This window comes from Mycolicibacterium vaccae NBRC 14118 = CIP 105934 (assembly GCF_001552715.1).
GTDB lineage: Bacteria > Actinomycetota > Actinomycetes > Mycobacteriales > Mycobacteriaceae > Mycobacterium > Mycobacterium vaccae.
In genome coordinates this window covers 1-23,665 of record NZ_BCRS01000097.1, presented here as the reverse complement: position 1 = coordinate 23,665, position 23,665 = coordinate 1, and the positions used below count along the sequence as shown (strand labels likewise).

The window sequence follows — 23,665 nt, the reverse complement described above, 5'->3', positions numbered from 1 at the left end:
GGCCCGGCAGGTGGACGCCGCGGCCGCCGACCTCACCGACGAGACGGCCGCCACCGCGTCGATCGCGGTGGCGGTCGCGAAGGTGGCTGCGGCCCGCGCGGCCCTGACGGCGGCCGACGTGTTGTTCGAACTCGGCGGCACCAGGAGCGCGTCGGCGGCCGGGAACCTGTCGCGGTACTGGCGCGACGCACGGACGCACACGCTGCACGATCCGACCCGGTGGAAGCTTCAGCACATCGGCAGGTACACCCTGTCAGGGGTGAGGCCGCCCCGACACGGGCAGCTCTGAGGCGCCCCTCAGCAGGCGACGCCGGCGAACACCGCGCCGGTCACCAGTGCGATCACCAGCGCGATCGTCGGCATGCCGCTGAACAGCGCGACCACCACGCCCGCGGTCGCCGCGATCAACAGCAGCACCATGAGCAGCACGAGCGCCCAGTTGACCGAACCGGACGCATGCGCAACGCGGTGCGACTCGACAGCCTGCGGGACCATTGCGCCCTCGCCGATACCGACCATGTCCGCCCCTTCTGTGATGACGCACACAATATAGCCCACCGATGACGCATGTCACAGCAATGACGCCGATCTTGTGACCTGCCCGTCAATTCCAAAGCTCAACTAACAGAACTGATTAGCGCCACTAACGGCAGGCGCGGCTGCGGTACGTTGGTCCGCGGTGAGGTGTGCAGGGCTGGCCGCGCTGGCGGTCGCGACAGCGGTACTGGTGCAGTGCGCGCCGGCGGACGACGCCCCCACCCCGTCGCCGCAGACTTCTTCCCCGCGTCCCCCGGCTGCCGCGCCGCTGCCTGCGGAGACCGTCCGCACCGTCACCCCGGCAGCGCCCCGGCTACGCCCGGCCGAGGTGCACGCGGTCACCGCCGCCGACCTGGGGGCGACGTGGCGGCCGGGCTGCCCACTGGAGCCCGACGCGTTGCGCCGAATCGAGCTGGACTACTGGGGTTTCGACGGTCAGACTCACCGCGGCCGGCTCGTCGTGCACCGCGATCTGACCGACGAGGTCATCGAGGTCTTCGCCGAGCTGCACCGGCAGCGGTACCCGATCGAGAAGATGGACACCGCCGACCGCTATCCCGGCGCCGACGACGAACTGTCGATGCGCGACAACAACACCTCGGCCTTCAACTGCCGCGACATCCCCGGTACCGGCAGCTGGTCGCTGCACGCCTACGGCCGCGCCGTCGACGTGAACCCGCGGCTCAACCCGTACATCGACCGGCGCGGCGAGTTCCAGCCCGCCAACGCCGGACCGTGGGTGGACCGTGTCCGCACCGACCCCGGGATGCTGCACGACGGCGACCCGGCCGTGCGCGCGTTCACCGACCGGGGATGGCGCTGGGGCGGGCACTGGCGCACCCCGCTCGACTACCAGCACTTCGAAATCGGCTGACCCTCCGGCCGCGGACCGGCCTATGCAATACGTGAACCCTCGCCGCGCGTATTACGTGTCGTAGGTCAGTTCGTAGGTCGCCGTAGGTCAGTTCATAGGTCGCCGTAGGTCAGTTCATAGGTCGAGGCACCCCTCGTGGTTGGAGACTCAGCTGCTTCCCAGAATCGCCTCTCTGGCGCTCGCCGCACCGCGACGCGTGCTGCTCGCCGCGGCGTTGCTGACCGCCGTCCTGGCGGTCTTCGGACTGCCGGTCGCCAAAAGCCTGTCGCCGAGTGGCTTCTCCGATCCCGGATCCCAATCTGCCCACGCCTCAGCACTTCTCACCGACAAGTTCGGTCAGGGCGACGTCCAGATGCTCATCGTGGTGTCCTCTCCGGCCGGGGTGGACAGCCCACAGGTCCGCGCCGCCGGGCTGGACGTCGTGCGGCGGCTCGACACCGATCCCCACGTGACCGATGTGTCCTCGCCGTGGACGTCCCCGCCGGCGGCCGCTGCCGACCTGGTCAGCCGGGACCGGACCGCCGGGCTGGTGGTCGCGGGCCTCAACGGCGACGAGACCGAACAGCAGACCTACGCCGCGCAGTTGTCGAAGGACCTCACCCGCGACCGGGACGGCCCCGACGACATCTCCGTCACCACCGGCGGCGCCGCGATGGTCAACCTCCAGATCACCGAGCACTCCCAGCGTGACCTGCTGGTCATGGAGTCGCTGGCGATCCCGCTGAGCTTCCTGGTACTGGTCTGGGTGTTCGGCGGGCTACTGGCCGCCGCGCTGCCCGTGGCCATCGGCGGCATGGCGATCATCGGCGCACTGGCCGTGCTGCGACTGGTCACGTTCGCCACCGACGTGTCGATCTTCGCGCTGAACCTGGCCACCGCGCTGGGCCTGGCGCTGGCGATCGACTACACCCTGCTGATCCTGTCGCGCTACCGCGACGAGCTCGCCACCGGCGCCGAGCGCCCCGAAGCGATCCGGCGCACCGTCACCGCCGCCGGGCGCACCGTGCTGTTCTCGGCGACGACGGTCGCGTTGTCGATGGCGGTGATGGTGCTGTTCCCGATGCACTTCCTGAAGTCGTTCGCCTACGCCGGGGTCGCCACCGTCGCGTTCGCCGCGACAGCGGCCGTCGTTGTGACGCCGGCGGCGCTGATGCTGCTCGGAGACCGGGTCGACGCGCTGGACGTCCGCAAGCTGGCGCGACGGCTGCTTCACCGGCCCGACCCGCCACCGGTGCCCGTCGAGCAGCGCTTCTGGTACCGCTGCGCGAAGGCGGTGATGCGCCGCGCACTGCCGCTGGGGCTGGCGGTCGTCGCGCTGCTGCTGGCGCTCGGCACGCCGTTCCTCGGGGTCCGGTGGGGGTTCCCCGACGAGCGGGTGCTGCCGCCGTCCGCGTCCGCCCATCAGGTCGGCGACCAGTTGCGGAGCGAGTTCGCCGGCACCGCAGGCAACGTGGACACGGCGGTGACGGTGGTGCTGCCCGACAGCGCGGGGCTGAGCGCGGCCGACCTGTCGGCCTACGCCGCCGAGCTGTCGCGGGTGCCCGACGTGCCCGCGGTCTCCGCGCCGACCGGCACGTTCGTCGACGGGACCAGGGCCGGTCCGCCGTCGGCACCGGCCGGCGAACGCGACGGCAGCATCTTCCTGACCGTGGCCAGCGACGCGCCGCTGTTCTCCGACGCCTCCGAGGCCCAGCTGGACCGGCTGCACGCGGTGGCCGGCCCGGACGGGCGCGAGGTGCAGATGACCGGCACCGCGCAGATCAACCGCGACAGTGTGGCGGCGATCATCTCCACACTGCCGGTGGTCCTCGGGCTGATCGCGGTCATCATGTTCGTCCTGCTGTTCCTGCTCACCGGCAGCGTGGTCGTGCCCCTCAAAGCCCTTGTGCTGAACACTCTCTCGCTCTCCGCCGCATTCGGCGCGCTGGTGTGGATCTTCCAGGACGGGCACCTGTCCGGCCTGGGCACCACCCCGACGGGCACGCTGGTGGCGAACATGCCGGTGCTGCTGTTCTGCATCGCGTTCGGGCTGTCGATGGACTACGAGGTCTTCCTCGTCGCGCGCATCCGCGAGTTCTGGCTCAGAACAGGCGATTCCGATGAGTCCGTGGCACTGGGCATCGCCCACACCGGACGCACCATCACCGCGGCCGCACTGATCATGTCCATCTCGTTCGCCGCGCTGATCGCCGCCAGCGTGTCGTTCATGCGGATGTTCGGGCTGGGGCTGACCCTGGCCGTCCTGGTCGACGCCACCCTGGTGCGGATGGTGCTCGTCCCGGCGTTCATGCGCCTGATGGGCGGACGCAACTGGTGGGCGCCTCGGTGGCTCACCCGCGTGCACGCACGTCTCGGCTTCGCCGAGGCACCCCTTCCCGAACCCGAAGTCCCCCACCCTGAACGGATCACCTCATGAACAGCCAGACCAGCGTCATCGCCGCTGTGCAGGGCGCGCTGCCGCCCCACCGCTACTCCCAGGCCGAGATCACCGACCAGTTCGTCGGGCTCCCGGCGTTCGCCCAGTCGGAGAAGGTGGTGCGCGCACTGCACGAGCACGCCAAGGTCGACACCCGCCACTTCGTGCTCCCGCTGGAGCGCTACCCGGAGCTGGCCGACTTCGGCGAGGCCAACGACCTGTACCTGGAGCACGCCCTCACCCTCGGGTGTGCGGCACTGACCGCCGCGCTCGACGAGTCCGGGCTCCAGCCCACCGATCTCGACATGATCATGACGACCACGGTCACCGGGGTGGCCGTGCCGTCGCTGGATGCCCGCATCGCCGAACAACTGGGCCTGCGCGCCGACGTGCGGCGGGTGCCGCTGTTCGGGCTGGGCTGTGTGGCCGGGGCGGCGGGCATCGCGCGCATGCACGACTACCTGCGCGGCGCACCTGACCACATCGCCGCGCTGGTCTCGGTGGAGCTGTGCTCGTTGACCTACCCGGCGATCGGGCCGACCATGGCCGGCCTGGTCGGCAGCGCACTGTTCGGCGACGGGGCCGCCGCGGTCATCGCCGCCGGCGCCGACCGGGCCCGGGAGATCGGTGCCGCCGGACCCGAGGTGCTCGACTCACGCAGCCGCATGTACCCCGACTCGCTGGACACGATGGGCTGGCGGGTCGGCAGTTCGGGTTTCGAACTGATCCTGTCGCCGGACCTGCCCGCGCTGATCGAGGATTACCTCGAGGGCGACGTCGCCGACTTCCTCGGCGACCACGACCTGACCGTCGACGACATCGCCGCGTGGGTGTCGCACCCCGGCGGCCCGAAGGTCATGGAGGCCGTCACCGACACGCTGCACCTGCCGGTCGGCGCACTGGAGCTGTCCTGGCGGTCGCTGGCCGAGGTCGGCAACCTGTCCTCGTCGTCGGTGCTGCACGTGCTGCGCGACACCAGGGCCAAGGAGCCGCCCGCGGGCAGCACCGGGCTGCTGATGGCGATGGGGCCGGGCTTCTGCGCCGAGCTCGTGCTGCTGCGGTGGAACTGACGACATGCTCGCCTACACCGTGCTGATCGCCGCCGTCGCCTTCGAACGCGTCGCGGAACTGGTTGTCTCACAACGAAACCTGCAGTGGAGCCGGGAACGCGGCGGGGTCGAGTTCGGCGCGTCCCATTATCCGCTGATGGTGGCGCTGCACACCGGGCTGCTGGCGGCCTGCCTGTTCGAGGCCGCGCACCGGGAGTTCGTCCCGGTCCTGGGCTGGTCGATGTTCGCGCTCGTGCTGGCTGCCCAGGGGCTGCGCTGGTGGTGCATCACCACGCTCGGCCATCAGTGGAACACCCGGGTTGTGGTGGTGCCGGGCGCCGGGCGCGTCACCGGCGGGCCGTACCGCTTCCTGACCCACCCCAACTACGTGGCGGTGGTCGTCGAGGGCATCGCGCTGCCGCTGGTGCACAGCGCCTGGATCACCACGCTGGTGTTCACCGCGCTCAACGCGGCCCTGCTGCGGTCCCGGATCACTGTGGAGGACAAGGCCTTACAGTCCCTCGCGCGATCGCAGTCGGCATGATCGACCTGCTCGTCGCCGGTGGCGGGCCGGCAGGCCTGGCCACCGCGATCCACGCCGCGCGCTCGGGTCTGGACACCGTGGTGGTCGAGAAGCGCGCCGGCCCGATCGACAAGGCCTGCGGCGAGGGCCTGATGCCGCACGCGGTGCGCCACCTGGGGCGGCTCGGCGCGACGCCCGCGGGCAAGCCGTTTCACGGGGTCACCTACTTCGACCACCGCCGCTGTGTCACCGCACGTTTCGGGTCCGGCGCCGGGCTCGGGGTGCGCCGCACCGCGCTGCACGCCGCGCTGTTGCAGGCCGCGGCCGACGCCGGGGTGACCCTGGTGCACGACAAGGTCGGCGCGCTGAGTCAGGATGCGGACTCCGTCACCGTGAACGGGATCCGGGCCCGCTACCTGGCGGCCGCCGACGGTCTGCACTCCCCGATCCGTGCCGCGCTCGGCCTGGGTCAGCCTGCGGGACGGGACCGGCGCTGGGGCCTCAAGCGTCATGTCACCGTCGCGCCGTGGAGCGACCGCGTCGAGGTGTACTGGTCGCGTGACCCCGGGACCGGGGAGGCGTATGTGACGCCGGTGGCCGACGACTGCGTGGGGATCGCGATTCTGACGTCCCGGCAGGGCGGTTTCGAGAGTCACCTTGAGGCGTTTCCGGCGCTGCGGGAACGCCTCGAGGGTCTGCCGCACGAGCCCGACCGGGCTGCCGGACCGCTGCGTCAGCGGGTGCGCAACCGGGTCGCGGGCCGGGTGCTGCTGGTCGGCGACGCGGCCGGCTACGTCGATGCGCTCACCGGCGAAGGTCTGGGGTTGGCGTTCGCCGCGGCCCGGTTACTGGTGGACAGCGTGCTCGCCGACCGGCCCGCCGGCTACGAACATCAGTGGCGGCACGCCACCCGCCGCTACCGGCTGCTCACCGCCGGGGTGCTGCGGGCCGGGACCTCACCGATGCGCTCACTCATCGTGCCCGCCGCCGGCGGTCTTCCGCGGGTGTTCACCGGTGTGGTGAACATGCTCGCCGACTAGCAGCGCGTCGTCGTGGGCCACCGAGATCGCGTTGCGGCCCTGTGATTTCGCCGCGTAGAGCGCCTTGTCTGCGCGGTCGAGCAACTCGCTGACCGCGGCGTCGGCGTCGGCCCCGCCGAAGCGGACCTCGTCGCGCGGCGCGACCGTCGCGACCCCGATGCTGACGGTGACCACCCCCGACGGTGAGCCCGGGTGGGTGATCGCCAGCGCGCGGATCGCCGCGGCCAGGCCGGTCGCGAACGTGTACGGATCGTCGCACCCGGCCAGCACCACCGCGAACTCCTCGCCGCCGTAGCGGGTCGCCACGCAGGTCCTGGGATCGGCGAGATGGGCGAGCACCTCGCCGACCTCGCGCAGGCACACGTCACCGGCCTGATGCCCGAAGTGGTCGTTGTAGGCCTTGAAGTGGTCGACGTCGATGAACAGTGCGGTCAGCGGTTCGTCGAATTCCAGCGCGTGCAGCCAGATCTCGCGGGCCCGCCGGGTCAGGCCGCGCCGGTTGGCCAGCCCGGTCAGCGGGTCGGAGTTCGCCATGTCGGTCAGCGACTCCTGGGCCTCGCGCTCCAGGGTGACGTCGCGCAGCACGGCCGCAGAAAGCCCTTTGCTGGCGCGCCGTGTATGCATCACGAACCAGCACCACGATCCGTCGCGGGCCTTGATCCGGAACGGCTGCGACGCGCCGGTGCCCGGGGACAGCCAGTGTTCGGCGAGGAGGTGCAGGTCGTCGGGGTGCACCTCGTTCTGCCACCGGTGCCGGCTGATGCGCCCGGCAGGCAGGTTGAGATTGCTGTGTCCGGTGAACGCGTGGTGCAGCACGTCACCGCGGGGGTCGACGACGATGACCAGGTCGCCGGTGAGGTCGGCGACCATGTCGTAGACCTCGTGGCTGGCGTGATCCAGCGCGGTCAGCCGGTTGCGTTCCTCCAGCGCCGCGGCCACCAGCACCACCATCGCGTATCCGGTGAGCAGGAACACCTGGGTGTGGATCATCGCCTCGGTCGGGTCGGCGGCCGTGACGGCGAACGGCCCCATCCCGGCGAACGTGGTGCTCAGCAGGATCACCGCGCCGACGGCCATCTGCCAGAACGCCGCCGCGATCCCGAACTCGATCAGCACCAGCAGCGCGGGCACCGCGGTCAGGAACATCAGCACGAAGTTCGCCTCGTAGGCGGCGACCGTGCCCAGCGCCACCATCAGCAGCGTGAAGCCGCCCGTCATGAAGACCTGGCGGAAGGTGTGCCTGCGCCAGTACCGCTGCCACCGCAGCAGCACCGGCGCCAGGAATGCGATGCCGACCGCCTCGGCGAGGTACCAGATCAGCGCGACGATGCACAGCGACTTCGGGTCGGTGCGTCCCTGCTGGTGCACCAGCACACTGAATGCCCCGATGGTGCCGGCGAACGCAGGCGCGACGATCACCGCGTAGAGCACGAACCGGCGCCAGCTGCGCAGCGAGTCGGTGCGGCCGTGGATCCAGTCCTGGTCGGAGTGCAGCATCGCCGCGGCGAACACCACGGTGCTCAGCGTGGACAGCGCGGCCAGCTCCGGCTGCCGGTCCAGCAGGACCCAGGCCGGCACGTACTGGAAGAACGCGAACGTCAGCAGGTAGGCGGGCCAGTGCCTGCGGTGCGCCAGCAGCAGCGCGACCAGCTGCGGGGCGGCGGCCAGCCACACCACCGTGAAGGTCCGGCCGTCCACCGAGGCCAGCCAGCGGACCAGAGAGGACGCCAGAACCACGGCGGCGGTCCAGCCGACCAGACTCCAAAAAGGGGGCAGCAGGTCGGCCGCGCGCAGGCGCGCACCCCAGTGCTGCAGGCGGGTTGTCCCGCCCGTCAGCGGCACTGCAAGCCCTTCGACATTCAAACAGTCAACCCCGTCAATAATGTCTCGGCAATCCTTTGCCGAAAACGGGGGCGAACGTGTCGTTCACATCCCGGACCCGGATAGGAAATGCGCACGCGACACAATGACGGGTCCGCACCCCCGAGTCTGCGACCCCAGGAGAGCTAGTGACTGATGTCGTGAATCCCGTCCCGGACACGTCCGCGGAGATCAACGGCGCCCCGATGGGGCCGACCGGGCAGACCCGCTCCGGCCTGACCGCCGACGCGCTGCGCGCCGCGGTCAAAGACCACCTGATGTACTCGATCGCCCGGCCCGCCGCCGTGCTGACCCCCGAGCACTACTACCAGGCGCTGTCGCTGGCCGTGCGGGACCGGATGCAGAAGCGCTGGATGAGCACCACACAGAACTGGCTGGACCTGTCGGCGAAGGTCACCTGCTATCTGTCGGCGGAGTTCCTGATGGGCCCGCAGCTGGGCAACAACCTGCTCAACCTCGGCATCGAGGACGCGGCCCGCGAAGCGCTGGCCGACCTCGGCCAGGACCTCGACGTGATCCTGGCCTGCGAGGGCGAGCCGGGGCTGGGCAACGGCGGCCTGGGCCGGCTGGCCGCGTGCTACCTGGACTCGCTGGCCACCCTCGAGCGCCCGTCGATCGGCTACGGCATCCGCTACGAGTTCGGCATCTTCACCCAGGAGATCGTCGACGGCTGGCAGGTCGAGAAGACCGACAACTGGCTGGTGCACGGCAATCCGTGGGAGATCGACAAACCGGACGCCAGCTACATCGTCAACTGGGGCGGGCACACCGAGACCTATGAGGACGTCACGGGCCGGCTGCGGGTGCGCTGGGTGCCCCAGCGGGTGCTCAAGGGCGTCTCCCACGACACCCCGGTGCAGGGCTACGGCGTCAACACCTGCAACACGCTGACGCTGTGGAGCGCGCGGGCGGTCGAGTCTTTCGCGCTGGAGGCGTTCAACACCGGCGACTTCTACAAGGCGGTCGACGAGGAGGTCATCTCCGAGACCGTGTCCAAGGTGCTCTACCCCAACGACGAACCGGAGGCCGGCAAGCGGCTGCGGTTGCTGCAGCAGTACTTCTTCGTCACGTGCTCGCTGCAGGACATCCTGAACATCCATCTGCAGCGGGCGCACCTGCCGCTGCACACGCTGCCCGACAAGTGGGCCATCCAGCTCAACGACACCCACCCGTCGATCGCGGTGGCGGAGCTGATGCGGCTGCTCATCGACGAGCATCAGCTCGGCTGGGACGAAGCCTGGGACCTGACGGTGCGCACGTTCGGCTACACCAACCACACGCTGTTGCCCGAGGCGCTGGAGACCTGGCCGCTGCACATCTTCGGCGAGGCGCTGCCCCGCCATCTGGAGCTGATCTACCAGATCAACGAACGTTTCCTCGACGAGGTGCGGGCCCGTTTCCCCGGCGACGAGGAGCGGGTGCGCCGGATGTCGTTGATCGGCGAGGACGGCGGAAAAAGCGTGCGGATGGCGCACCTGGCCACCGTCGGCAGCCACGCCGTCAACGGGGTCGCGGCGCTGCATTCGGAGCTGCTCAAGGCCAGCGTCCTCAAGGACTTCTACGAGATGTGGCCGGAGCGCTTCGGCAACGTCACCAACGGGGTGACGCCGCGACGGTTCCTGGCGCTGTCCAACCCGGGGCTGCGCGCGCTGCTCGACGACACCATCGGGCCCGGCTGGCTGACCGACCTGGGCCGCCTGCGCGGCCTCGAGTCGTTCGTCGACGACCCGGCGTTCCGGGCCCGTTGGCGGGAGGTCAAGCGCGCCAACAAGTCCCGGCTGGCCGAGCATGTGCACTCGATCACCGGCATCGAGCTCGATCCGTCCTGGATGTTCGACGTGCAGGTCAAGCGGATCCACGAGTACAAGCGCCAGCACCTGATGGTGTTGCACATCATCGCGCTGTACCACCGGCTCAAGGCCAACCCCGGGCTGGCGATCCCGCCGCGGGTGTTCATCTTCGGCGGCAAGGCCGCGCCCGGCTATTTCATGGCCAAGCGGATCATCAAGCTGATCACCGCCGTCGGCGACACGGTCAACGCCGACCCGCAGGTGAACCGGTTCCTGAAGGTGGTGTTCCTGCCGAACTTCAACGTCAAGACCGCGCATCTGGTGTATCCGGCGGCCAACCTGAGCGAGCAGATCTCGACGGCGGGCAAGGAGGCCTCGGGCACCGGGAACATGAAGTTCATGATCAACGGCGCGCTGACGATCGGGACGCTCGACGGCGCCAACGTCGAGATCCGGCAGGAGGCAGGGTCGGAGAACTTCTTCCTGTTCGGGCTGACGGAGAGCCAGGTCGAGAGGGTCAAGGCCGACGGCTACCACCCGATGGCCCATGTGGAGTCCGATCCGGAGTTGGCGGCGGTGCTGGAGCTGATCGCCCGCGGTGAGTTCACCCAGGGCGACACCGAGGTGCTGCGCCCGATCGTGGACAACCTGCTGCACCACGACCCGTTCCTGGTGCTGGCCGACTACCGCGCCTACGTGGATTGCCAGGACGAGGTCAGCCGGGTGTGGCTGGACCGGGACGCGTGGTCGCGGATGTCGATCCGCAACACCGCGCGCAGCGGCAAGTTCTCCTCCGACCGCGCGATCCGGCAGTACTGCGACGAGATCTGGGGTGTCGGCCCGATGTCGGTCGGCCTGGACTGACCTCCGCCGAAACCGCATTCCACGCGCGTCAAGTCCGGAAATTCGCGCGCTGAATGCAATCTCGGCGGGGGAAAACCCTTGGCGCGCAATCCGGGGGCTGTGCCACTGTGACCGCATGGTCGATGCCGCTGCGTTCGCCGCCGACGGGTTCGTCAAGCTCGACGGCGCCGCGCCGAGGGAACTCGCCGACGCGGCCCGCGCGCTGCTGTGGCGCGGGCTGGCGGCGTCCCCGGACGACCCGTCGACATGGACTCGACCGGTGCTGTGGACGGCGGATCTGACCGGGGAAGGCCCCCTCGGGCAGATCGCGCGCAGCGCGGTGCTGACGGAGGCGCTCGACGAACTCTGCGGGGCCGGTGGCTGGGTGCCGCGCGGCGCGCTGGGCAACATCCCCGTCCGATTCCCGGTGACGCCGCCCGCCGACGACCGCGGTTGGCACGTCGACCTGAACACCGAGCTTCCCGACGGGACATGGGTGGTCACCGGCCGCCCCCAGACCCTGCTGGTGTTGACGCTGCTGTCGGAGGTGACGGCCGACGACGCACCGACGCGCATCCGGGTGGGCTCCCACCGCGACGCCGCCGCCGCACTCGGCGACCAGAACCTGGACGCGGCGACCGCCGGCGCGCTCGTCGACGCGGCCAGTGCGCACCGCCCCGTCCGGCATGCGACCGGACACCCCGGCGACATGTACCTGCTGCACGCCCTGACCGTGCACGCCGCCGACGAACACCGGGGCACCACACCGCGATTCATGGCCCAGTCCCCCGTGCTGCTCACCCGCCGAAACCGCATTCCACGCGCCCCCTCGGGCTGAAAGCGCACGCTGGGTGCAATCTCGGCGGGGTCATGAGTCGATAACAAGGCGGTCACCTCCCCTGCGCGCCCGTGTCTCCCGTCCACCGAGCGCTGTTAACTTCGCGCGCGTGATGTTCTTCGCGCGCCTCGCCGTCGCGCTGCTGCTTGCCGCCGGCTTGCTGACGGTGAGCAACCCGCCGGCGGCCCAGGCGTTCTCCCGGCCCGGACTGCCGATCGAACAACTCGACATCCCGTCTCCGTCGATGGGACGGACCATCCGCGTCGAATTCCAGGGCGGCGGGCCCCATTCGGTGCTGCTGCTCGACGGCCTGCGCGCCCAGGACGACTTCAACGGCTGGGACATCAACACCGCGGCGTTCGAGTGGTTCCACGAGTCCGGGGTGTCGGTGATCATGCCGGTCGGCGGGCAGTCCAGCTTCTACGCCGACTGGTACCGGCCCGCCAAGAACCACGCCGGCACGCTCACCTACAAATGGGAGACCTTCCTGACCAACGAGATGCCGACGTGGCTGGCCGCCCACCGGGGCCAGGATCCGTTCGGCAATGCGGTTGTCGGGCTGTCGATGTCGGGCAGTGCGGCGTTGACGATGGCGGCCTGGCATCCCCGCCAGTACAAGTTCGCCGCGTCGCTGTCGGGGTATCTGGCGCCGTCACAGAAGCTGTGGCCGCCGCTGATCGACATCGCGATGCAGGACGCCGGCGGCTTCGACTCGTTCGACATGTGGGGCAAGCCCGGCTCGCCGGCCTGGCTGCGGGCGGACCCGATGCTGAACATCAACCGGCTCGTCGCCAACCGCACCGCGCTGTGGATCTACTGCGGCAACGGGGTGACGTCCGACCTGGACTCCGGCGGTGACTTCGGCAGGAGTGTCAGTGCCGGCTCCCTCGAGACCATCACGCTGAGCACCAACAAGGAGTTCCGCGACAAGTACCTCGCCGCCGGCGGGCGCAACGCGGTGTTCAACTTCCCGCCGAACGGCACCCACAGCTGGGGGTACTGGGGTGCTCAGTTGCAGGCAATGAAGGCCGACATCGTGCGACTGCTCGCACCGCCGCCCCCACCCCCGCCGCCTCCGGCGCCCGCGCCGCCACCACCGGCACCGGCGGGCTGACCGCGGCTACTTGAAGTGCGGCTCCAGCAGCGTCGCCCAGGCGTTCTGCAGCTGCGTCCATTCGTCGGAGCAGCCGTCGGCCCGCTGCTGGGGAAGCTCGGCGCCGACCAGGTCGGCATTGGACTCCGGGTCGGCGCCGTAGATCCAGCACTGCAGGTTGATATTGCGGGTCTCATCCAGCGAGTGGACATCGGCGAAGTCGTCGTTGCCGAGTTCGGTGCGCGCGTCGCCGGCCGCACCGAACGTGCGGGCGTAGTCCTTGACGGCCTGCACCGACACGGGATCGATGGTGCCGTCCTCCCCCTCGGCGAGCAGGACGTAGGCGGCGAGCTGGTCGGCCACGTCCTCTTCGCGGCCGGTGACCGGCAGGTTGTACAGGCTGATCACCATGTGACCGACCTCGTGGTAGAACGTCGCATACTCCGAATTGACCGCTGACGCTATCGGATCCGGGTCGCCGGCCTCGGCGAAGACGTACTCGGCCAGGTCGGCGTTCTCGTAGCAGATCGTGATGCTGGAGGCGTCGCGATCCCAATACGCATTGGCCTCATCGCACTGGGCGCCGATCAGCGCGACGTCGTGGGGCAACGCCAGCGACAGGTTGATGTCGTCGGCGAGGTCTTCGAGCACCGTGTTGTCCTGCAACAGCGCGCGACCGTTCTCGGCCTCGGGGGTGCCCGCGTCTTCGTAGGTGACGATCATCCGGCCGTTGCCGCCGGCCTCGGCGCGCTCCCCGGAGTCGGCGGACACCTTCGCCGACGGTTGATCGGAGGGGGCCGACTGCTGGGCTCCGCCGCACCCTGCCACGAGCAGCGCGGCGACCACGACGGAAACTGCTTGCGAATGCACGATGAGACGTTCTCAGATCGAACGTCCGTGCGGGACCTACTTCGAGTAATCCGTGCTCAGCCAGTGTTGCGGACGCATCCGGATGACGATCGAGGTCGGCGTCAGGTTCTCGTCGGCGAACTGTCCCCCGGCCTGCTCCCCGAGGTAGCGCACCGCGAGCGCCCGCACCTCGGCGTCCTGAGCGGGACCGATGCCGGTCACGTCGCCCTCGGCGGTGACGTACTTGTAGGGCGGCTGCTCGTCCTGGACGGTGATGGCGAATCGGCCCGCATCCCGAATCAGCTTGTGTTTGACCGTGTCCGCGTCCGTCCACAGGAGCACTTCACCGCCGGGCCGGTAGTCGTACCAGATGGGCACCGACAGCGGGGCGCGGCTCGGCCGCTCGACCGCGATCACCCCGATGTGCACGCCGGCGAGGTACTGCTCACGCTCGTCCTCGGTCATCTTCGCCATGTCTGATCCCCACTCTTTCGGGCCCTCTGGTCGCCCATGTCGTCGATCGTATGGCGGCCGGGCCGTCGCCGGGCCAGGATGGTCGGCATGGACCACGTCACCTTCGTCCCGACCGCCGATCAGTTCAGCTTCACCTTCGGCGGCGCGGAACCGGTGCGACGGATCCGCCCGGGCACGGTGCTGACGTTGTGGACCGAGGACGCCTACGGCGGCCGCATCACCAGCGCCGACGACGTCGCGTCGACGGCACTGGGCACCGAGGACCTCAACCCGCAGACCGGCCCGTTCTGGATCGAGGGCGCCGAACCCGGCGACACGCTGGCGGTGCACCTGGTCGACCTGACCCCGGCGCGCACCTGGGGCGCGTCCACTCTGATCCCGTTCTTCGGCGGCCTGACCAGCATCCCGGTCAACCCGACGCTGCAGGAGCCGCTGCCCGAGCGTACCTGGATATACGAATACGACTCGGCGGCAAAGACATTGGCGTTCGACGCCAAGGGCAGCGACTTCAGCGTGGCGCTGCCGTCGAACCCCATGCTGGGCACGGTCGGGGTGGCGCCGGCGCGCCGTGAGGTGCGCACGTCGCTGGTGCCCGACGCATTCGGCGGCAACATGGACACCCCCGAGATGACGACGGGTGCGACGTGCTTTCTGCGGGTCAACGTCCCCGGTGCGTTGTTCTCGCTCGGCGACGGGCACTACCGCCAGGGTGAGGGCGAGTCGTGCGGGACCGCGGTGGAGGGCGCCATGCACGTCACCGCGATCGTCGACCTGGTCAAGGGCGGCGGGCCGGCGTGGCCGCGGCTGGAGACCGACACCCATCTGATGTGTGTCGGGTCGGGCCGGCCGCTGGAGGAGGCGTGGCGGGCCGGACAGGTGGAGATGATCACCTGGCTGGGCGAGCTCTACGGCCTGGACCGCCTGGACGCCTACCAGCTGCTCACCCAGATCTCGCTCGCGCCGATCGCCAACGTCGTCGACACCAACTACAGCTCAGTCACCAAGATCGACAAGCGGTTGCTGCCGGCAGCATCCGCATACGGCGGTATCCACACCGAACTGCGTTCGGCAGCAAGGTCATTGGGCACCGTCAACTACTAGGAGGACTGCATGGATCTCGGACTCTCAGGTAAGCGTTTCGTCGTCACGGGCGGCACCCGCGGCATCGGCCGCGCAGTGGTCGAGGGCCTGCTCGCCGAAGGCGCCTCGGTCGCCTTCTGCGCGCGCACCGCCGACGCGGTGGCCGACGCGCAGGCCGAGCTGACCGCGGACGGCGCGACCGCGGTGGGCGCCGCGATCGACGTCGCCGACGGCGCGGCCGTCGAGGCGTGGGTGAACGCGACCGCGGACCGGTTCTCCGGGCTCGACGGCGTGGTGGCCAACGTCAGCGCGCTCGCGATCCCGGAGTCACCGCAGAACTGGCGCGCCTCGTTCGAGGTCGACCTGATGGGCACGGTGGGTCTGGTCGACGCGGCGCTTCCGTATCTGCTGGAGTCCGACGCCGCGTCGATCGTAACGATCTCCAGCGTGTCGGGCCGCGAGATCGATTTCGCCGCGGGCCCGTACGGCACGATGAAGGCCGCGATCATCCACTACACCCAGGGCCTGGCTTATCAACTGGCCGGAAAAGGCGTGCGCGCCAACACCGTCAGCCCCGGCAACACCTATTTTCCCGGTGGCGTCTGGCCGTCGATCGAGGAGAACGATCCGGAACTGTTCGCCGCGGCACTGGCGCTGAACCCGACCGGACGGATGGCCACCCCGCAGGAGGTGGCCAACGCGGTGGTGTTCCTGTCCAGCCAGGCGGCCGGTTTCATCACCGGAACCAACCTGCTCGTCGACGGCGCACTCACCCGCGGCGTGCAGCTGTGATCTGACTAGTCGAAGTACTCGCGGTCGGCGGAGTTGACCGCTGCCCGCACCGCCGCGGCGAGGTCGTCCACCCGCTCACGGTCCTCCGGCAGCTGTAGCACCGAGAACCGCAGCAGCGGTTCGCCGGTGGTGACGAACGACTTGGCGCCCGCCGCCGCGACGATCCCCTGTCGGGCGAGGTTGATCAATGCCGACGTCTCGTCGGGCACCCGGACCCACACGACGAAGCCGTCGGGGCTCGCCGACGCGTGCAGGCCGGCCGCGGTGAACGCGGCCAACGCCCCATGCCGCCGCAGCCGGTAGCGGCTGCGGGCCCGCGTCATCGCGAGTTCGGTGTCGGGGTCGACGATCAGATGCGCCAGCGCGTTCTGCAGCACCCGGCTGTTGGAGGCCATCCCGAAGCTGCGCAGCCGCACCGTGCGTTCGATCAGCTCGGCGCTGCCACCCAGCACCGCGGAGCGCAGATCGATCCCGAACGCCTTGCAGTAGCTACGGATCCGCAGCACCCGGTCGGGCAGATGCACACCCAGCGACGCCGGCTCGGTCGCCGCCAGCGGGCCCGCGCTGTCGTCCTCGACCACCCAGGTGTGCGGGCCGACGGCGGCGGCGAGCTCGGCGGCCCGTCCCGTGCTCAGCGCCCCGGCGACGGCGTACGCGCCGCTGGGCTGCAGCACCAGCGCCGTGGCACCGGCGCGCACCGCCGACCGGACCGACGCCACGGTCGGGCCGTGCTCGTCGGCCCGCACCCCGATCGCCTCGATGCCGAGCTGGCGCAACACGTCGAGATAGCCGGGGCTGACGGGTTCCTCGACGCCGATCGGCCCGCCCGACGCGGCGGCCGCGGTCGCCAGCACCACCGCCTCGCTGCCGCCGCCGACACAGTTCCACGCCTGCGCGTCGAACGGCCAGCTGCCCTCGACGCTGCGCCGAAGCCGGTCGCTGATGTAGGCCCGTTCGGGGTTGTGGAGGTCGGGGGTGCCGCGGAGCCCCTCGGCGAGTGCCGGGCCGAGGTCGGGTTGCAGTGCGGGATCTGGTGCCACCAGCGCCATCTCGATGTGCGACCAGCCGACGGTTGGGTGCGCGGCCGGGGCCGGGCGGTGCAGGTCGGCGACGACGGTGCCGCCACGGCGGCGGGTGTGCAGCCGCCCGGAGTCCCGGACCCGGCTCCAGGCCGTCATCACGGTGCCCGGACTGACACCGGCGGCGCGGGCGAAGTCGCGGATCGTGGGCAGATGCGCTCCCGGTGGCAGCTCGCCGCCGTCGATCAGCCGGGCCAGTCCGTGCCCCAGGTCTTTCGACGACGTGGCAGGCAGGCGCTGCGCCAGCCAGGCCGCGTCGACGTGTTCGGCACCCGGGCGCAGGGTCGTCATCGCAGGATCCCGGCGTACGACCGCCTCTCCCTGCGCACCGGGTCCAGCACCTCCGTCACGGTCAGGTCCAGGCTCGCCTTCCATTGCGCCAGCGTCAGCTTCGCCGGAGCCACCTGCAGCAGCACCTCGTCGACGTGATCGAGTTCGGGGTCGTTGCGCAACCGGTCGGCCACCAGTTCCGGATCGCCGTACCACGGCTCGCCGTTGCCCTGCTTGACATGCAGGTCGATCGCGGCCTGGCCCGCGAGCTTCCGGGCCTCCGCCACGGTCTCGGCGACGATAACCGTGCGCGACGCCGCGATCCGTTGTACGGCAGTGGCATTCGACCGGAATGCGTCGATCGCCGCACTGTGCCTGCGCAGGTTGCCCTCGAAGGTCAGGGCTTTCGACGAACGCAACAGCAGGTTGTCGCCGACCCGGCCGATCTCCCGGGCGTGCTCCGGATCGCTGGCCACCCGCCACAGCCGCTGCCGCAGCGACCCGGCCGGCGGATACAGCCGGCGACCGCCGCCGAGGTCGTCGCCGTCGAGGATCTTCCGCAGCCGCGCGACCTTGTCGGCGTACACCCGTAGCCGGCCGTCCCAGTCGACGCCGAACGGTCCGAACGCCCAGTCCTCCAGCCCCGAACCCAGACCCAGCTGCAGCCGGCCACCGGAGAGCGCGTCGGCGATCACCGCATCCTCGGCCACCCGGATCGGATTCTCCAGCGTGATCACGACGACGCCGGCGCCGAGCTTGATGGTGCTCGTGCGCTGGCTCGCCGCGGCCAGGAACACCAGCGGCGACGCGATGGTGCCCTTGTCCGAGCGGAAGTGGTGGGAGGTGATCCATGCCGTCGACAGACCCAGCTTCTCCGCGTGCTCGATCAGATCGAGCCCGTCGTGATACTGCCGGACGGGATCAGCCGCGGTGTCGTTGAGGCGGAAGAAGATCCCGAACTCAGGAATTCGCGTCATCGCCCAACCAGGTGTCGTAGGCCGAGAAGCTGACCATGCCGCGCGGCGCGTCGAGCCACCGCTCGATCTCGTGGACCCGGCTGGTCGCGGCCGCGTTGTAGCGCTCGGTGTAGAGCGGCAGCGTGGTGACCTGGTCGATCAGCGCGTACTGGGCGATCTTGTCGTAGGCGGCCTTGCGGTCGTCCTGCTCGAGCGCGGTGCGCCCGTCGGCGAGCCAGCCGTCGACCTGCGGGTCCTCCAGCTTCGGGCCGTTGATCGCGCCGCCGGTCTCGTAAATCTTCTCCAGCACCACGCCGATGTCGACGCCGCCGACCGCGCGGGGGAACGCCTCGTAGGCGTTGGTCTCGCGGACCACGTCCACGGTGCCCTCGTCGCGGAACTGCAGGTCGACATCGATGCCGGCGTTGATGCGCGCCTCCGCCTGGTAGGCCTCCAGCACGGTCGACAGCGGCGGCTTCGGCTCGGTCGCGATCAGCCGGACGGTGAGGCGCTGCCCCGCCGCGTTGGTGCGGTAGCCGTCGCTGTCGCGGCCGGTCCAACCGGCCTCGTCGAGCAGCTTGTTGGCCTCGTCGACGTTGCCGCCGTAGGCGTTCTCGTACTTGGCGTCGTAGAACGGGCTCTGCGGTCCGACGATGCTCCACGCGCGGTCCGAGCTGCCCTGCAGCACCGTGTCGATGATCGGGTTCAGGTCGACCGCTTCGCGCAGCGCACGCCGGACGCGGACGTCCTTGGTGTTGTCGCCGGTGACGTTGAAGTACAGCGAGTACGGCGACACATTGGACGGCTTCCACTCGAACTGGAAACCCTCGACGCCGTCGAACTGGTCGATATCGGCGGGCGCGACCTGCGCGATCGCGTCGACCTCACGCGAACTCAGCAGACCCGCGCGCACATTCGGCTCAGGGACGATCTTGACCGCGATTTCGTCGAGGTAGGCCGGGCCCTCGTGCTTGGCCAGCGCCGACGGCCACTTGTAGTCCTCGTTGCGGGTGAACCGCAGCTCGGCGCCCTCGACCACCTCGGACAGGACGAACGGCCCGGTGCCCGCGATGCCGACACCGCCGGCGGCGGCGTCCGGGTTCTCCAGCGACTTCGGCGAGATCTGCGCGCCCTGGATCGACGCCAGCGTGTTCAGCCAGTTGGCGGTCGGCTCCGACAGCACGGTGCGCACGGTGTACTCGTCGACGACCTCGGTGGCCACCAGATTCTGGAACGTGCTCTTCGCCGTGGACGGCGCGTACTCCTTGTCGGTGATGATCTTGTCGAAGTTCGCCTTCACCGCCGCGGCGTTGAACGGCTCACCGTCGTGGAACTTCACGTCCTTGCGCAGCGTGAACGTGTAGGCCAGCCCATCGGGCGAGCGGTCCCAGTTCTCGGCCAGCCACGGGTGGATCGACTCGTCGTAGTCGATCGCGACCAGGCTGTCAAAGGCGTTGCGCAGCACCTGCACCTCGACGCAGCAGCCGCGTACGTGCGGGTTCAGTCCTTCTTCGGGGTAGTCGGCCTGCGCGACGGTCAGGGTGCCGCCGTGCACCGGCTCACCGTTTCCGCCACCGCTGCTCGTCTCACTGCCGCACGCGGTCAGCGCCAATAGCGCGGCCACGGCGAGTACGACCCACCGCAACACCGGGTTCACGGGGTTTCTCCAACGGGACATGTCCAGGTTCCATTTCTCAAGTGGGCAGCACACCGTGTGCCGCCGGGTGGTCGAAGGGGTTGGGCGCAGGGTGGGCAAGGGGTTTCGAAGGCCCGCGATGCGCTCAGGCGCAACAGGAACAGGAGTGCAGACAGCTCACAGGGGCCCAATCGTTCGCTCGCTCACAGTGCCGGCACCGCCTTGAGCAGGGCCTGCGTGTACGGGTCACGCGGGGTGTCGAACACCTCGTCGGCGGTGCCCTCCTCGACGACGCGGCCGCGGTGCATCACCAACACCCGGTCGGCGACGTGGTGCACCACACCGATGTCGTGGGAGATGAACAGCAGCGCGGTGTTTCGTGCGGCACGGATCTCCAGCAGCAGGTCGAGGATCTGCGCCTGGATGGACACATCCAGCGCGGACACCGCCTCGTCGCAGACCAGCAGGTCGGGGTCGGACCCGAGGGCCCGCGCGATCGACACCCGCTGGCGCTGACCACCGGACAGCGAGCGGGGATGCCGGTCGATGACACCGGCGGGCAGGTGCACCAGATCGAGAAGCTCGCGGATCCGGGCGTCGCGTTCCGCCCGGCCGTGGTGCCCGAGAGCGACGGTCTCGGCGATGATCTCGCGCACCGTGTAGCGCGGGTCGAACGAGCCGACGGAGTCCTGTGCGACGAGTTGCACCGCGCCCAGGCGCGGTCCCTCGTGGCCGCGGCGGCCGGTCCAGCGGCGCCCGTCGATCTCGACGTGCCCGGCGTCGGGGGCCAGCAGCCCGGTGACGATGCGCGCGACGGTGGACTTGCCGGAGCCGGATTCGCCGACCAGGCCGACGATCTCGGCGCGGCGGATCGCGAACGTCACGTCCTCGGCGGCGGTGAACTGCTGCCTGCGGCCCTGCCGGTAGTACTTGCCCACGCCGGCGATGTCGGCGACGATCTGCGGACCTACAGGGACAGGTTGCGGTGCAGGCGCTTCCGGGTCGCTGAGCCGGCGGCCCCGGGTGTCGCGGCCGGGGACGGCGGCGACCAGTCGGCGGGTGTAGTCGTGCTGCGGATTCCCGATCACGTCGGCGACCGGACCGCGTTCGACGACGCGGCCGTTGTGCATCACGATCACGTCGTCGGCGACCTGGGACACCACGGCCAGGTCGTGGCTGATCAGCAGCACTGCGCGGCCGTCGTCGGCCAGGGTGCGCAGCAACCCCAGGATGCGGGCCTGCACGGTGACGTCGAGCGCGGTGGTCGGTTCGTCGGCGATCAGCACGTCGGGGTGCCCGGCCAGCGCGGACGCGATCAGCGCGCGCTGCCGCAGCCCTCCGGACAACTGGTGTGGGTAGTTCTTGCGCCGGTACGGCGGGTCCGGGATGCCGACCGAGTCGAGCAGTTCCTCGACGGCGGCGACACGTTCGCGGCGGGGCACCCGCAGCGCCTCGGCCACTTCGGCCTGCACGGTGCGCAGCGGGTCCAGTGAGGTCAGTGCGTCCTGCAGTACGAAGCCGATCTGCGCGCCGCGCACCGTGCGCCAGTCCTTGTCGCGGTATCCCCGGGCGTCGACGCCGTGGATGTCGAGCGCGGTGGCCTCGATACGGCTTCCCGCACCGGCCAGCCCGACCAGGGTGCGCGCGGTCACCGACTTGCCGGAGCCGGACTCGCCGACGATCGCGAGCACGCGGCCACGGCGCAGAGTGAAGTCGACATCGGACACCACCGGCAGCGCGGTGCCGTCGGCGGCGCGCACACTGTCGAACGACACGGTGAGCCCGGCGACGTCGACGAGGACGTCTCCGGTGCGGCCCTGCGGCGGGGTGGCCACGCTGGTTTCCGCGGACGCGGCGATAGTCATGACTGCCCCCTCCGCTCGAAGCGGCGCTGCAGGTTGCGTCCGGCGATCGACACGCTGACGACGGTGATGGTGATGAACAGGCCCGGGAAGAACCCGACCCACCAGGCGATGCGCAGGTCCTGCCGCGCGTCCGACAGCATCGAACCCCATTCCGGCAGCGGCGGAGTCGGGCCGAACCCGAGGAAGCTCAGCCCGGCCGCGCCGATGATCGCGGTCCCGATCCCGAGGGTGGCCAGCACCGGCACTGTGCCCAGCGCGTTGGGCAGCACGTGCCGGACAGTGCGCCGCGCCGCGGAGGCGATGGCGAGCCGCGACTGCGCGACGTAATCCGATTCGCGGACCCGCAGCGTCTCGGCGCGCACCACGCGGCCGTAGCGCGGCGCCGACGCGATCGCGATGGCCGCGATGACGTTTCCGGTGCCGGGGCCGATCAGCGTGATCAGCATCAGTGCGAACAGCAGGTCGGGGAATGCGCCGACGGCGTCGAACACCCGCGAGATCGCTTCGTCGACGCGGCGGTGCGAGACTCCGGCGATCAGGCCGAGCAGCACGCCGATCACCACGGCCAGCGCGGTGGAGGCCACCCCGATCAGGATCGAGTACCGGGCGCCGTGCACGACCCGTGACCACACGTCGCGACCCAGGTGGTCGGTACCGAAGATGTGCTCGAAACTGGGCGCGGCCAACGCGTTCGACATGTTGCTGGCCAGCGGGTCGCGCCCGGTGAACAGCCCGGGGAACACCACGGCGAGCACCAGCAACGCCAGAATCGACACCGCGATCAGCAGCCCCGTGTGCCGGAAGCCGGTCAGGCCGGAGGACAGGGAGCGTCCGGGGAACGCGGAAGTGGTTCTGTGGTGGATAGACGCCATCTCAACGCACCCGCAGCCGGGGATCGATCCACAGGTAGACGATGTCGACGATGGTGTTGACCGCGACGTACAGCGCGACGGCCAGCAGCGTGATGCCCAGCACCACCGGCACGTCCTGCCGGGTCACCGCGACCACGGTGGCCTGCCCGATGCCGGGCCTGCCGAACACCTGCTCGACGATCACGGTGCCGGTGAGCATGCCGCCGACCGACCAGCCGGCCAGCGTGGCCGCCGGGATCAGCGCGTGCCGCAGCCCGTGCCGGATCTTGAGCTGCCACGGGGAGATGCCGCGCGCCAAAGCCGTGACGGCGTAGGGCTGTTCGAGGGATTTCTCGATCCCCTCGCGCAGCACCTGGGACAGCACCGCGGCGAGCGGCAGCCCCAGAGTCAGGCTGGGCAGGATGAGGTTCTCCAGCTTCGACCCGCCGACCACCGGCAGCAGACCCAGCTGGAACGACAGCACGGTGATGAACACGATGCCGAGCCAGAAGGTCGGGATGGACGCGAAGGTGAGCTCGCCGAGGTAGGTGATGCGCGTCCCGATACCCTTGCGGCCTGCCGTGGTCACCGACAGGACCAGGGCCACGACGATGGCGATCAGCGTGGCGGCGCCGGTGAGCTGGGCGCTGGCGACCAGCCGGTGGCTGAACAGGATGTCGGCGACCGGGGCCCGCTGGACGTAGGACATGCCGAAGTCGCCCTGCACCAGTCGGGTCAGGAAGTCGAAGTACTGCACCAACAGCGACTTGTCCAGGCCCCACTGCGCTTCGATGGTGGCCCGCAACTCCGGGGTGTCGAACTCGCCCATCAGTAGCGTGACCGGATCACCCGGTGACAGGTGCACCGCGACGAACGCCGTCGTCGCCGCCAGCCACAGCACCACCACCGCCGCGAACAGCTTCTCCGCG

Annotated in this window: 21 protein-coding genes; 11 read left to right on the top strand and 10 right to left on the bottom strand. The window is 70.0% G+C overall.

The genetic code is table 11. The features are described 5' to 3' along the window. A partial coding sequence (locus tag MVA01S_RS18430) for an acyl-CoA dehydrogenase family protein (RefSeq protein WP_303621348.1) occupies positions 1–289 on the top strand: 289 nt, incomplete at its 5' end. Between the two features lie 8 nt (positions 290–297). Here the strand turns inward: MVA01S_RS18430 and MVA01S_RS18425 are convergent. Then, positions 298–519 carry a hypothetical protein gene (locus MVA01S_RS18425; RefSeq protein WP_040540777.1) on the bottom strand — a complete coding sequence of 74 codons (222 nt, stop codon included), beginning with the start codon at positions 517–519 and terminating at the stop codon, positions 298–300. A gap of 160 nt (positions 520–679) precedes the next feature. Here MVA01S_RS18425 and MVA01S_RS18420 point away from each other — a divergent pair, with 160 nt between their 5' ends. The 5 genes from MVA01S_RS18420 (at position 680) to MVA01S_RS18400 (ending at position 6,439) form a co-directional block, all read left to right on the top strand. Beyond that, positions 680–1,411, top strand: coding sequence for a M15 family metallopeptidase (locus MVA01S_RS18420; RefSeq protein ID WP_003929673.1), 732 nt, complete (start codon positions 680–682; stop codon positions 1,409–1,411). Between the two features lie 151 nt (positions 1,412–1,562). After that, positions 1,563–3,827 carry an MMPL family transporter gene (locus MVA01S_RS18415; RefSeq protein ID WP_040540778.1) on the top strand — a complete coding sequence of 755 codons (2,265 nt, stop codon included), beginning with the start codon at positions 1,563–1,565 and terminating at the stop codon, positions 3,825–3,827. After that, positions 3,824–4,897, top strand: a complete 1,074-nt coding sequence (locus MVA01S_RS18410) for a type III polyketide synthase (protein WP_003929675.1) — start codon at positions 3,824–3,826, stop codon at positions 4,895–4,897. Before MVA01S_RS18415 ends, MVA01S_RS18410 begins: the two co-directional genes overlap by 4 nt. A gap of 4 nt (positions 4,898–4,901) precedes the next feature. Further along, the gene (locus MVA01S_RS18405) at positions 4,902–5,420 is read left to right on the top strand and encodes an isoprenylcysteine carboxyl methyltransferase family protein (RefSeq protein WP_003929676.1); all 519 of its coding nucleotides are present in this window, start codon (positions 4,902–4,904) and stop codon (positions 5,418–5,420) included. Next, positions 5,417–6,439 carry an NAD(P)/FAD-dependent oxidoreductase gene (locus MVA01S_RS18400; RefSeq protein ID WP_003929677.1) on the top strand — a complete coding sequence of 341 codons (1,023 nt, stop codon included), beginning with the start codon at positions 5,417–5,419 and terminating at the stop codon, positions 6,437–6,439. The genes MVA01S_RS18405 and MVA01S_RS18400 overlap by 4 nt, the downstream gene beginning before the upstream one ends. On the opposite strand, the gene MVA01S_RS18395 is transcribed toward MVA01S_RS18400, so the two are convergent. Continuing rightward, positions 6,368–8,281: a sensor domain-containing diguanylate cyclase gene (locus MVA01S_RS18395; RefSeq protein ID WP_003929678.1), complete on the bottom strand. Its 1,914-nt coding sequence runs from the start codon at positions 8,279–8,281 to the stop codon at positions 6,368–6,370. The two genes, MVA01S_RS18400 and MVA01S_RS18395, sit on opposite strands and share 72 nt — an antisense overlap. Positions 8,282–8,505: 224 nt before the next feature. Between MVA01S_RS18395 and MVA01S_RS18390 the strand changes: the two genes are divergently transcribed. From MVA01S_RS18390 to MVA01S_RS18380, 3 genes are all read left to right on the top strand, one after another. Further along, positions 8,506–10,974, top strand: a complete 2,469-nt coding sequence (locus MVA01S_RS18390) for a glycogen/starch/alpha-glucan phosphorylase (RefSeq protein ID WP_086006033.1) — start codon at positions 8,506–8,508, stop codon at positions 10,972–10,974. Positions 10,975–11,089: 115 nt separating this feature from the next. Next, complete coding sequence (locus MVA01S_RS18385; RefSeq protein ID WP_003929680.1) at positions 11,090–11,791, top strand: phytanoyl-CoA dioxygenase family protein; 702 nt, start codon at positions 11,090–11,092, stop codon at positions 11,789–11,791. A gap of 112 nt (positions 11,792–11,903) precedes the next feature. Beyond that, positions 11,904–12,905 carry an esterase family protein gene (locus tag MVA01S_RS18380; RefSeq protein WP_040540725.1) on the top strand — a complete coding sequence of 334 codons (1,002 nt, stop codon included), beginning with the start codon at positions 11,904–11,906 and terminating at the stop codon, positions 12,903–12,905. 6 nt (positions 12,906–12,911) lie between these two features. Here MVA01S_RS18380 and MVA01S_RS18375 read toward each other — a convergent pair whose 3' ends face one another. Beyond that, positions 12,912–13,757: a DUF4344 domain-containing metallopeptidase gene (locus MVA01S_RS18375; protein ID WP_040540726.1), complete on the bottom strand. Its 846-nt coding sequence runs from the start codon at positions 13,755–13,757 to the stop codon at positions 12,912–12,914. A gap of 33 nt (positions 13,758–13,790) precedes the next feature. Next, positions 13,791–14,207: a pyridoxamine 5'-phosphate oxidase family protein gene (locus MVA01S_RS18370; protein WP_003929683.1), complete on the bottom strand. Its 417-nt coding sequence runs from the start codon at positions 14,205–14,207 to the stop codon at positions 13,791–13,793. 87 nt (positions 14,208–14,294) lie between these two features. Between MVA01S_RS18370 and MVA01S_RS18365 the strand changes: the two genes are divergently transcribed. Further along, a complete protein-coding gene (locus MVA01S_RS18365) occupies positions 14,295–15,308 on the top strand; it encodes an acetamidase/formamidase family protein (RefSeq protein ID WP_003929684.1) in 1,014 nt (337 codons plus the stop codon). Between the two features lie 9 nt (positions 15,309–15,317). Beyond that, positions 15,318–16,079: an SDR family NAD(P)-dependent oxidoreductase gene (locus MVA01S_RS18360; RefSeq protein WP_003929685.1), complete on the top strand. Its 762-nt coding sequence runs from the start codon at positions 15,318–15,320 to the stop codon at positions 16,077–16,079. Positions 16,080–16,084: 5 nt separating this feature from the next. On the opposite strand, the gene MVA01S_RS18355 is transcribed toward MVA01S_RS18360, so the two are convergent. The 6 genes from MVA01S_RS18355 to MVA01S_RS18330 all read right to left on the bottom strand — a co-directional run. Further along, complete coding sequence (locus MVA01S_RS18355) at positions 16,085–17,449, bottom strand: aminotransferase class I/II-fold pyridoxal phosphate-dependent enzyme (protein ID WP_003929686.1); 1,365 nt, start codon at positions 17,447–17,449, stop codon at positions 16,085–16,087. After that, positions 17,446–18,405, bottom strand: a complete 960-nt coding sequence (locus MVA01S_RS18350; RefSeq protein WP_003929687.1) for an LLM class flavin-dependent oxidoreductase — start codon at positions 18,403–18,405, stop codon at positions 17,446–17,448. Before MVA01S_RS18350 ends, MVA01S_RS18355 begins: the two co-directional genes overlap by 4 nt. Continuing rightward, on the bottom strand, positions 18,389–20,062 hold the full coding sequence (locus tag MVA01S_RS18345; RefSeq protein ID WP_081528999.1) for an ABC transporter substrate-binding protein: 1,674 nt from the start codon (positions 20,060–20,062) through the stop codon (positions 18,389–18,391). The genes MVA01S_RS18350 and MVA01S_RS18345 overlap by 17 nt, the downstream gene beginning before the upstream one ends. A 161-nt stretch (positions 20,063–20,223) precedes the next feature. Then, positions 20,224–21,885: a dipeptide ABC transporter ATP-binding protein gene (locus MVA01S_RS18340; RefSeq protein ID WP_003929689.1), complete on the bottom strand. Its 1,662-nt coding sequence runs from the start codon at positions 21,883–21,885 to the stop codon at positions 20,224–20,226. After that, complete coding sequence (locus MVA01S_RS18335; protein ID WP_003929690.1) at positions 21,882–22,757, bottom strand: ABC transporter permease; 876 nt, start codon at positions 22,755–22,757, stop codon at positions 21,882–21,884. Before MVA01S_RS18335 ends, MVA01S_RS18340 begins: the two co-directional genes overlap by 4 nt. A 1-nt stretch (position 22,758) precedes the next feature. After that, positions 22,759–23,665 (bottom strand): ABC transporter permease (locus MVA01S_RS18330; protein WP_060941660.1); only part of this gene is annotated, 907 nt, incomplete at its 5' end.

Excerpts from the sequence above, each read along its gene's own strand:
- MVA01S_RS18410 (WP_003929675.1), top strand. The coding sequence starts at position 3,824 with ATGAACAGCCAGACCAGCGTCATCGCCGCTGTGCAGGGCGCGCTGCCG.
- MVA01S_RS18385 (WP_003929680.1), top strand. The coding sequence starts at position 11,090 with ATGGTCGATGCCGCTGCGTTCGCCGCCGACGGGTTCGTCAAGCTCGAC.
- MVA01S_RS18360 (WP_003929685.1), top strand. The coding sequence starts at position 15,318 with ATGGATCTCGGACTCTCAGGTAAGCGTTTCGTCGTCACGGGCGGCACC.
- MVA01S_RS18425 (WP_040540777.1), bottom strand. The coding sequence starts at position 519 with ATGGTCGGTATCGGCGAGGGCGCAATGGTCCCGCAGGCTGTCGAGTCG.
- MVA01S_RS18405 (WP_003929676.1), top strand. The coding sequence starts at position 4,902 with ATGCTCGCCTACACCGTGCTGATCGCCGCCGTCGCCTTCGAACGCGTC.
- MVA01S_RS18400 (WP_003929677.1), top strand. The coding sequence starts at position 5,417 with ATGATCGACCTGCTCGTCGCCGGTGGCGGGCCGGCAGGCCTGGCCACC.
- MVA01S_RS18350 (WP_003929687.1), bottom strand. The coding sequence starts at position 18,405 with ATGACGCGAATTCCTGAGTTCGGGATCTTCTTCCGCCTCAACGACACC.
- MVA01S_RS18390 (WP_086006033.1), top strand. The coding sequence starts at position 8,506 with ATGGGGCCGACCGGGCAGACCCGCTCCGGCCTGACCGCCGACGCGCTG.
- MVA01S_RS18335 (WP_003929690.1), bottom strand. The coding sequence starts at position 22,757 with ATGGCGTCTATCCACCACAGAACCACTTCCGCGTTCCCCGGACGCTCC.
- MVA01S_RS18355 (WP_003929686.1), bottom strand. The coding sequence starts at position 17,449 with ATGACGACCCTGCGCCCGGGTGCCGAACACGTCGACGCGGCCTGGCTG.
- MVA01S_RS18365 (WP_003929684.1), top strand. The coding sequence starts at position 14,295 with ATGGACCACGTCACCTTCGTCCCGACCGCCGATCAGTTCAGCTTCACC.
- MVA01S_RS18380 (WP_040540725.1), top strand. The coding sequence starts at position 11,904 with ATGTTCTTCGCGCGCCTCGCCGTCGCGCTGCTGCTTGCCGCCGGCTTG.
- MVA01S_RS18340 (WP_003929689.1), bottom strand. The coding sequence starts at position 21,885 with ATGACTATCGCCGCGTCCGCGGAAACCAGCGTGGCCACCCCGCCGCAG.
- MVA01S_RS18370 (WP_003929683.1), bottom strand. The coding sequence starts at position 14,207 with ATGGCGAAGATGACCGAGGACGAGCGTGAGCAGTACCTCGCCGGCGTG.
- MVA01S_RS18345 (WP_081528999.1), bottom strand. The coding sequence starts at position 20,062 with ATGTCCCGTTGGAGAAACCCCGTGAACCCGGTGTTGCGGTGGGTCGTA.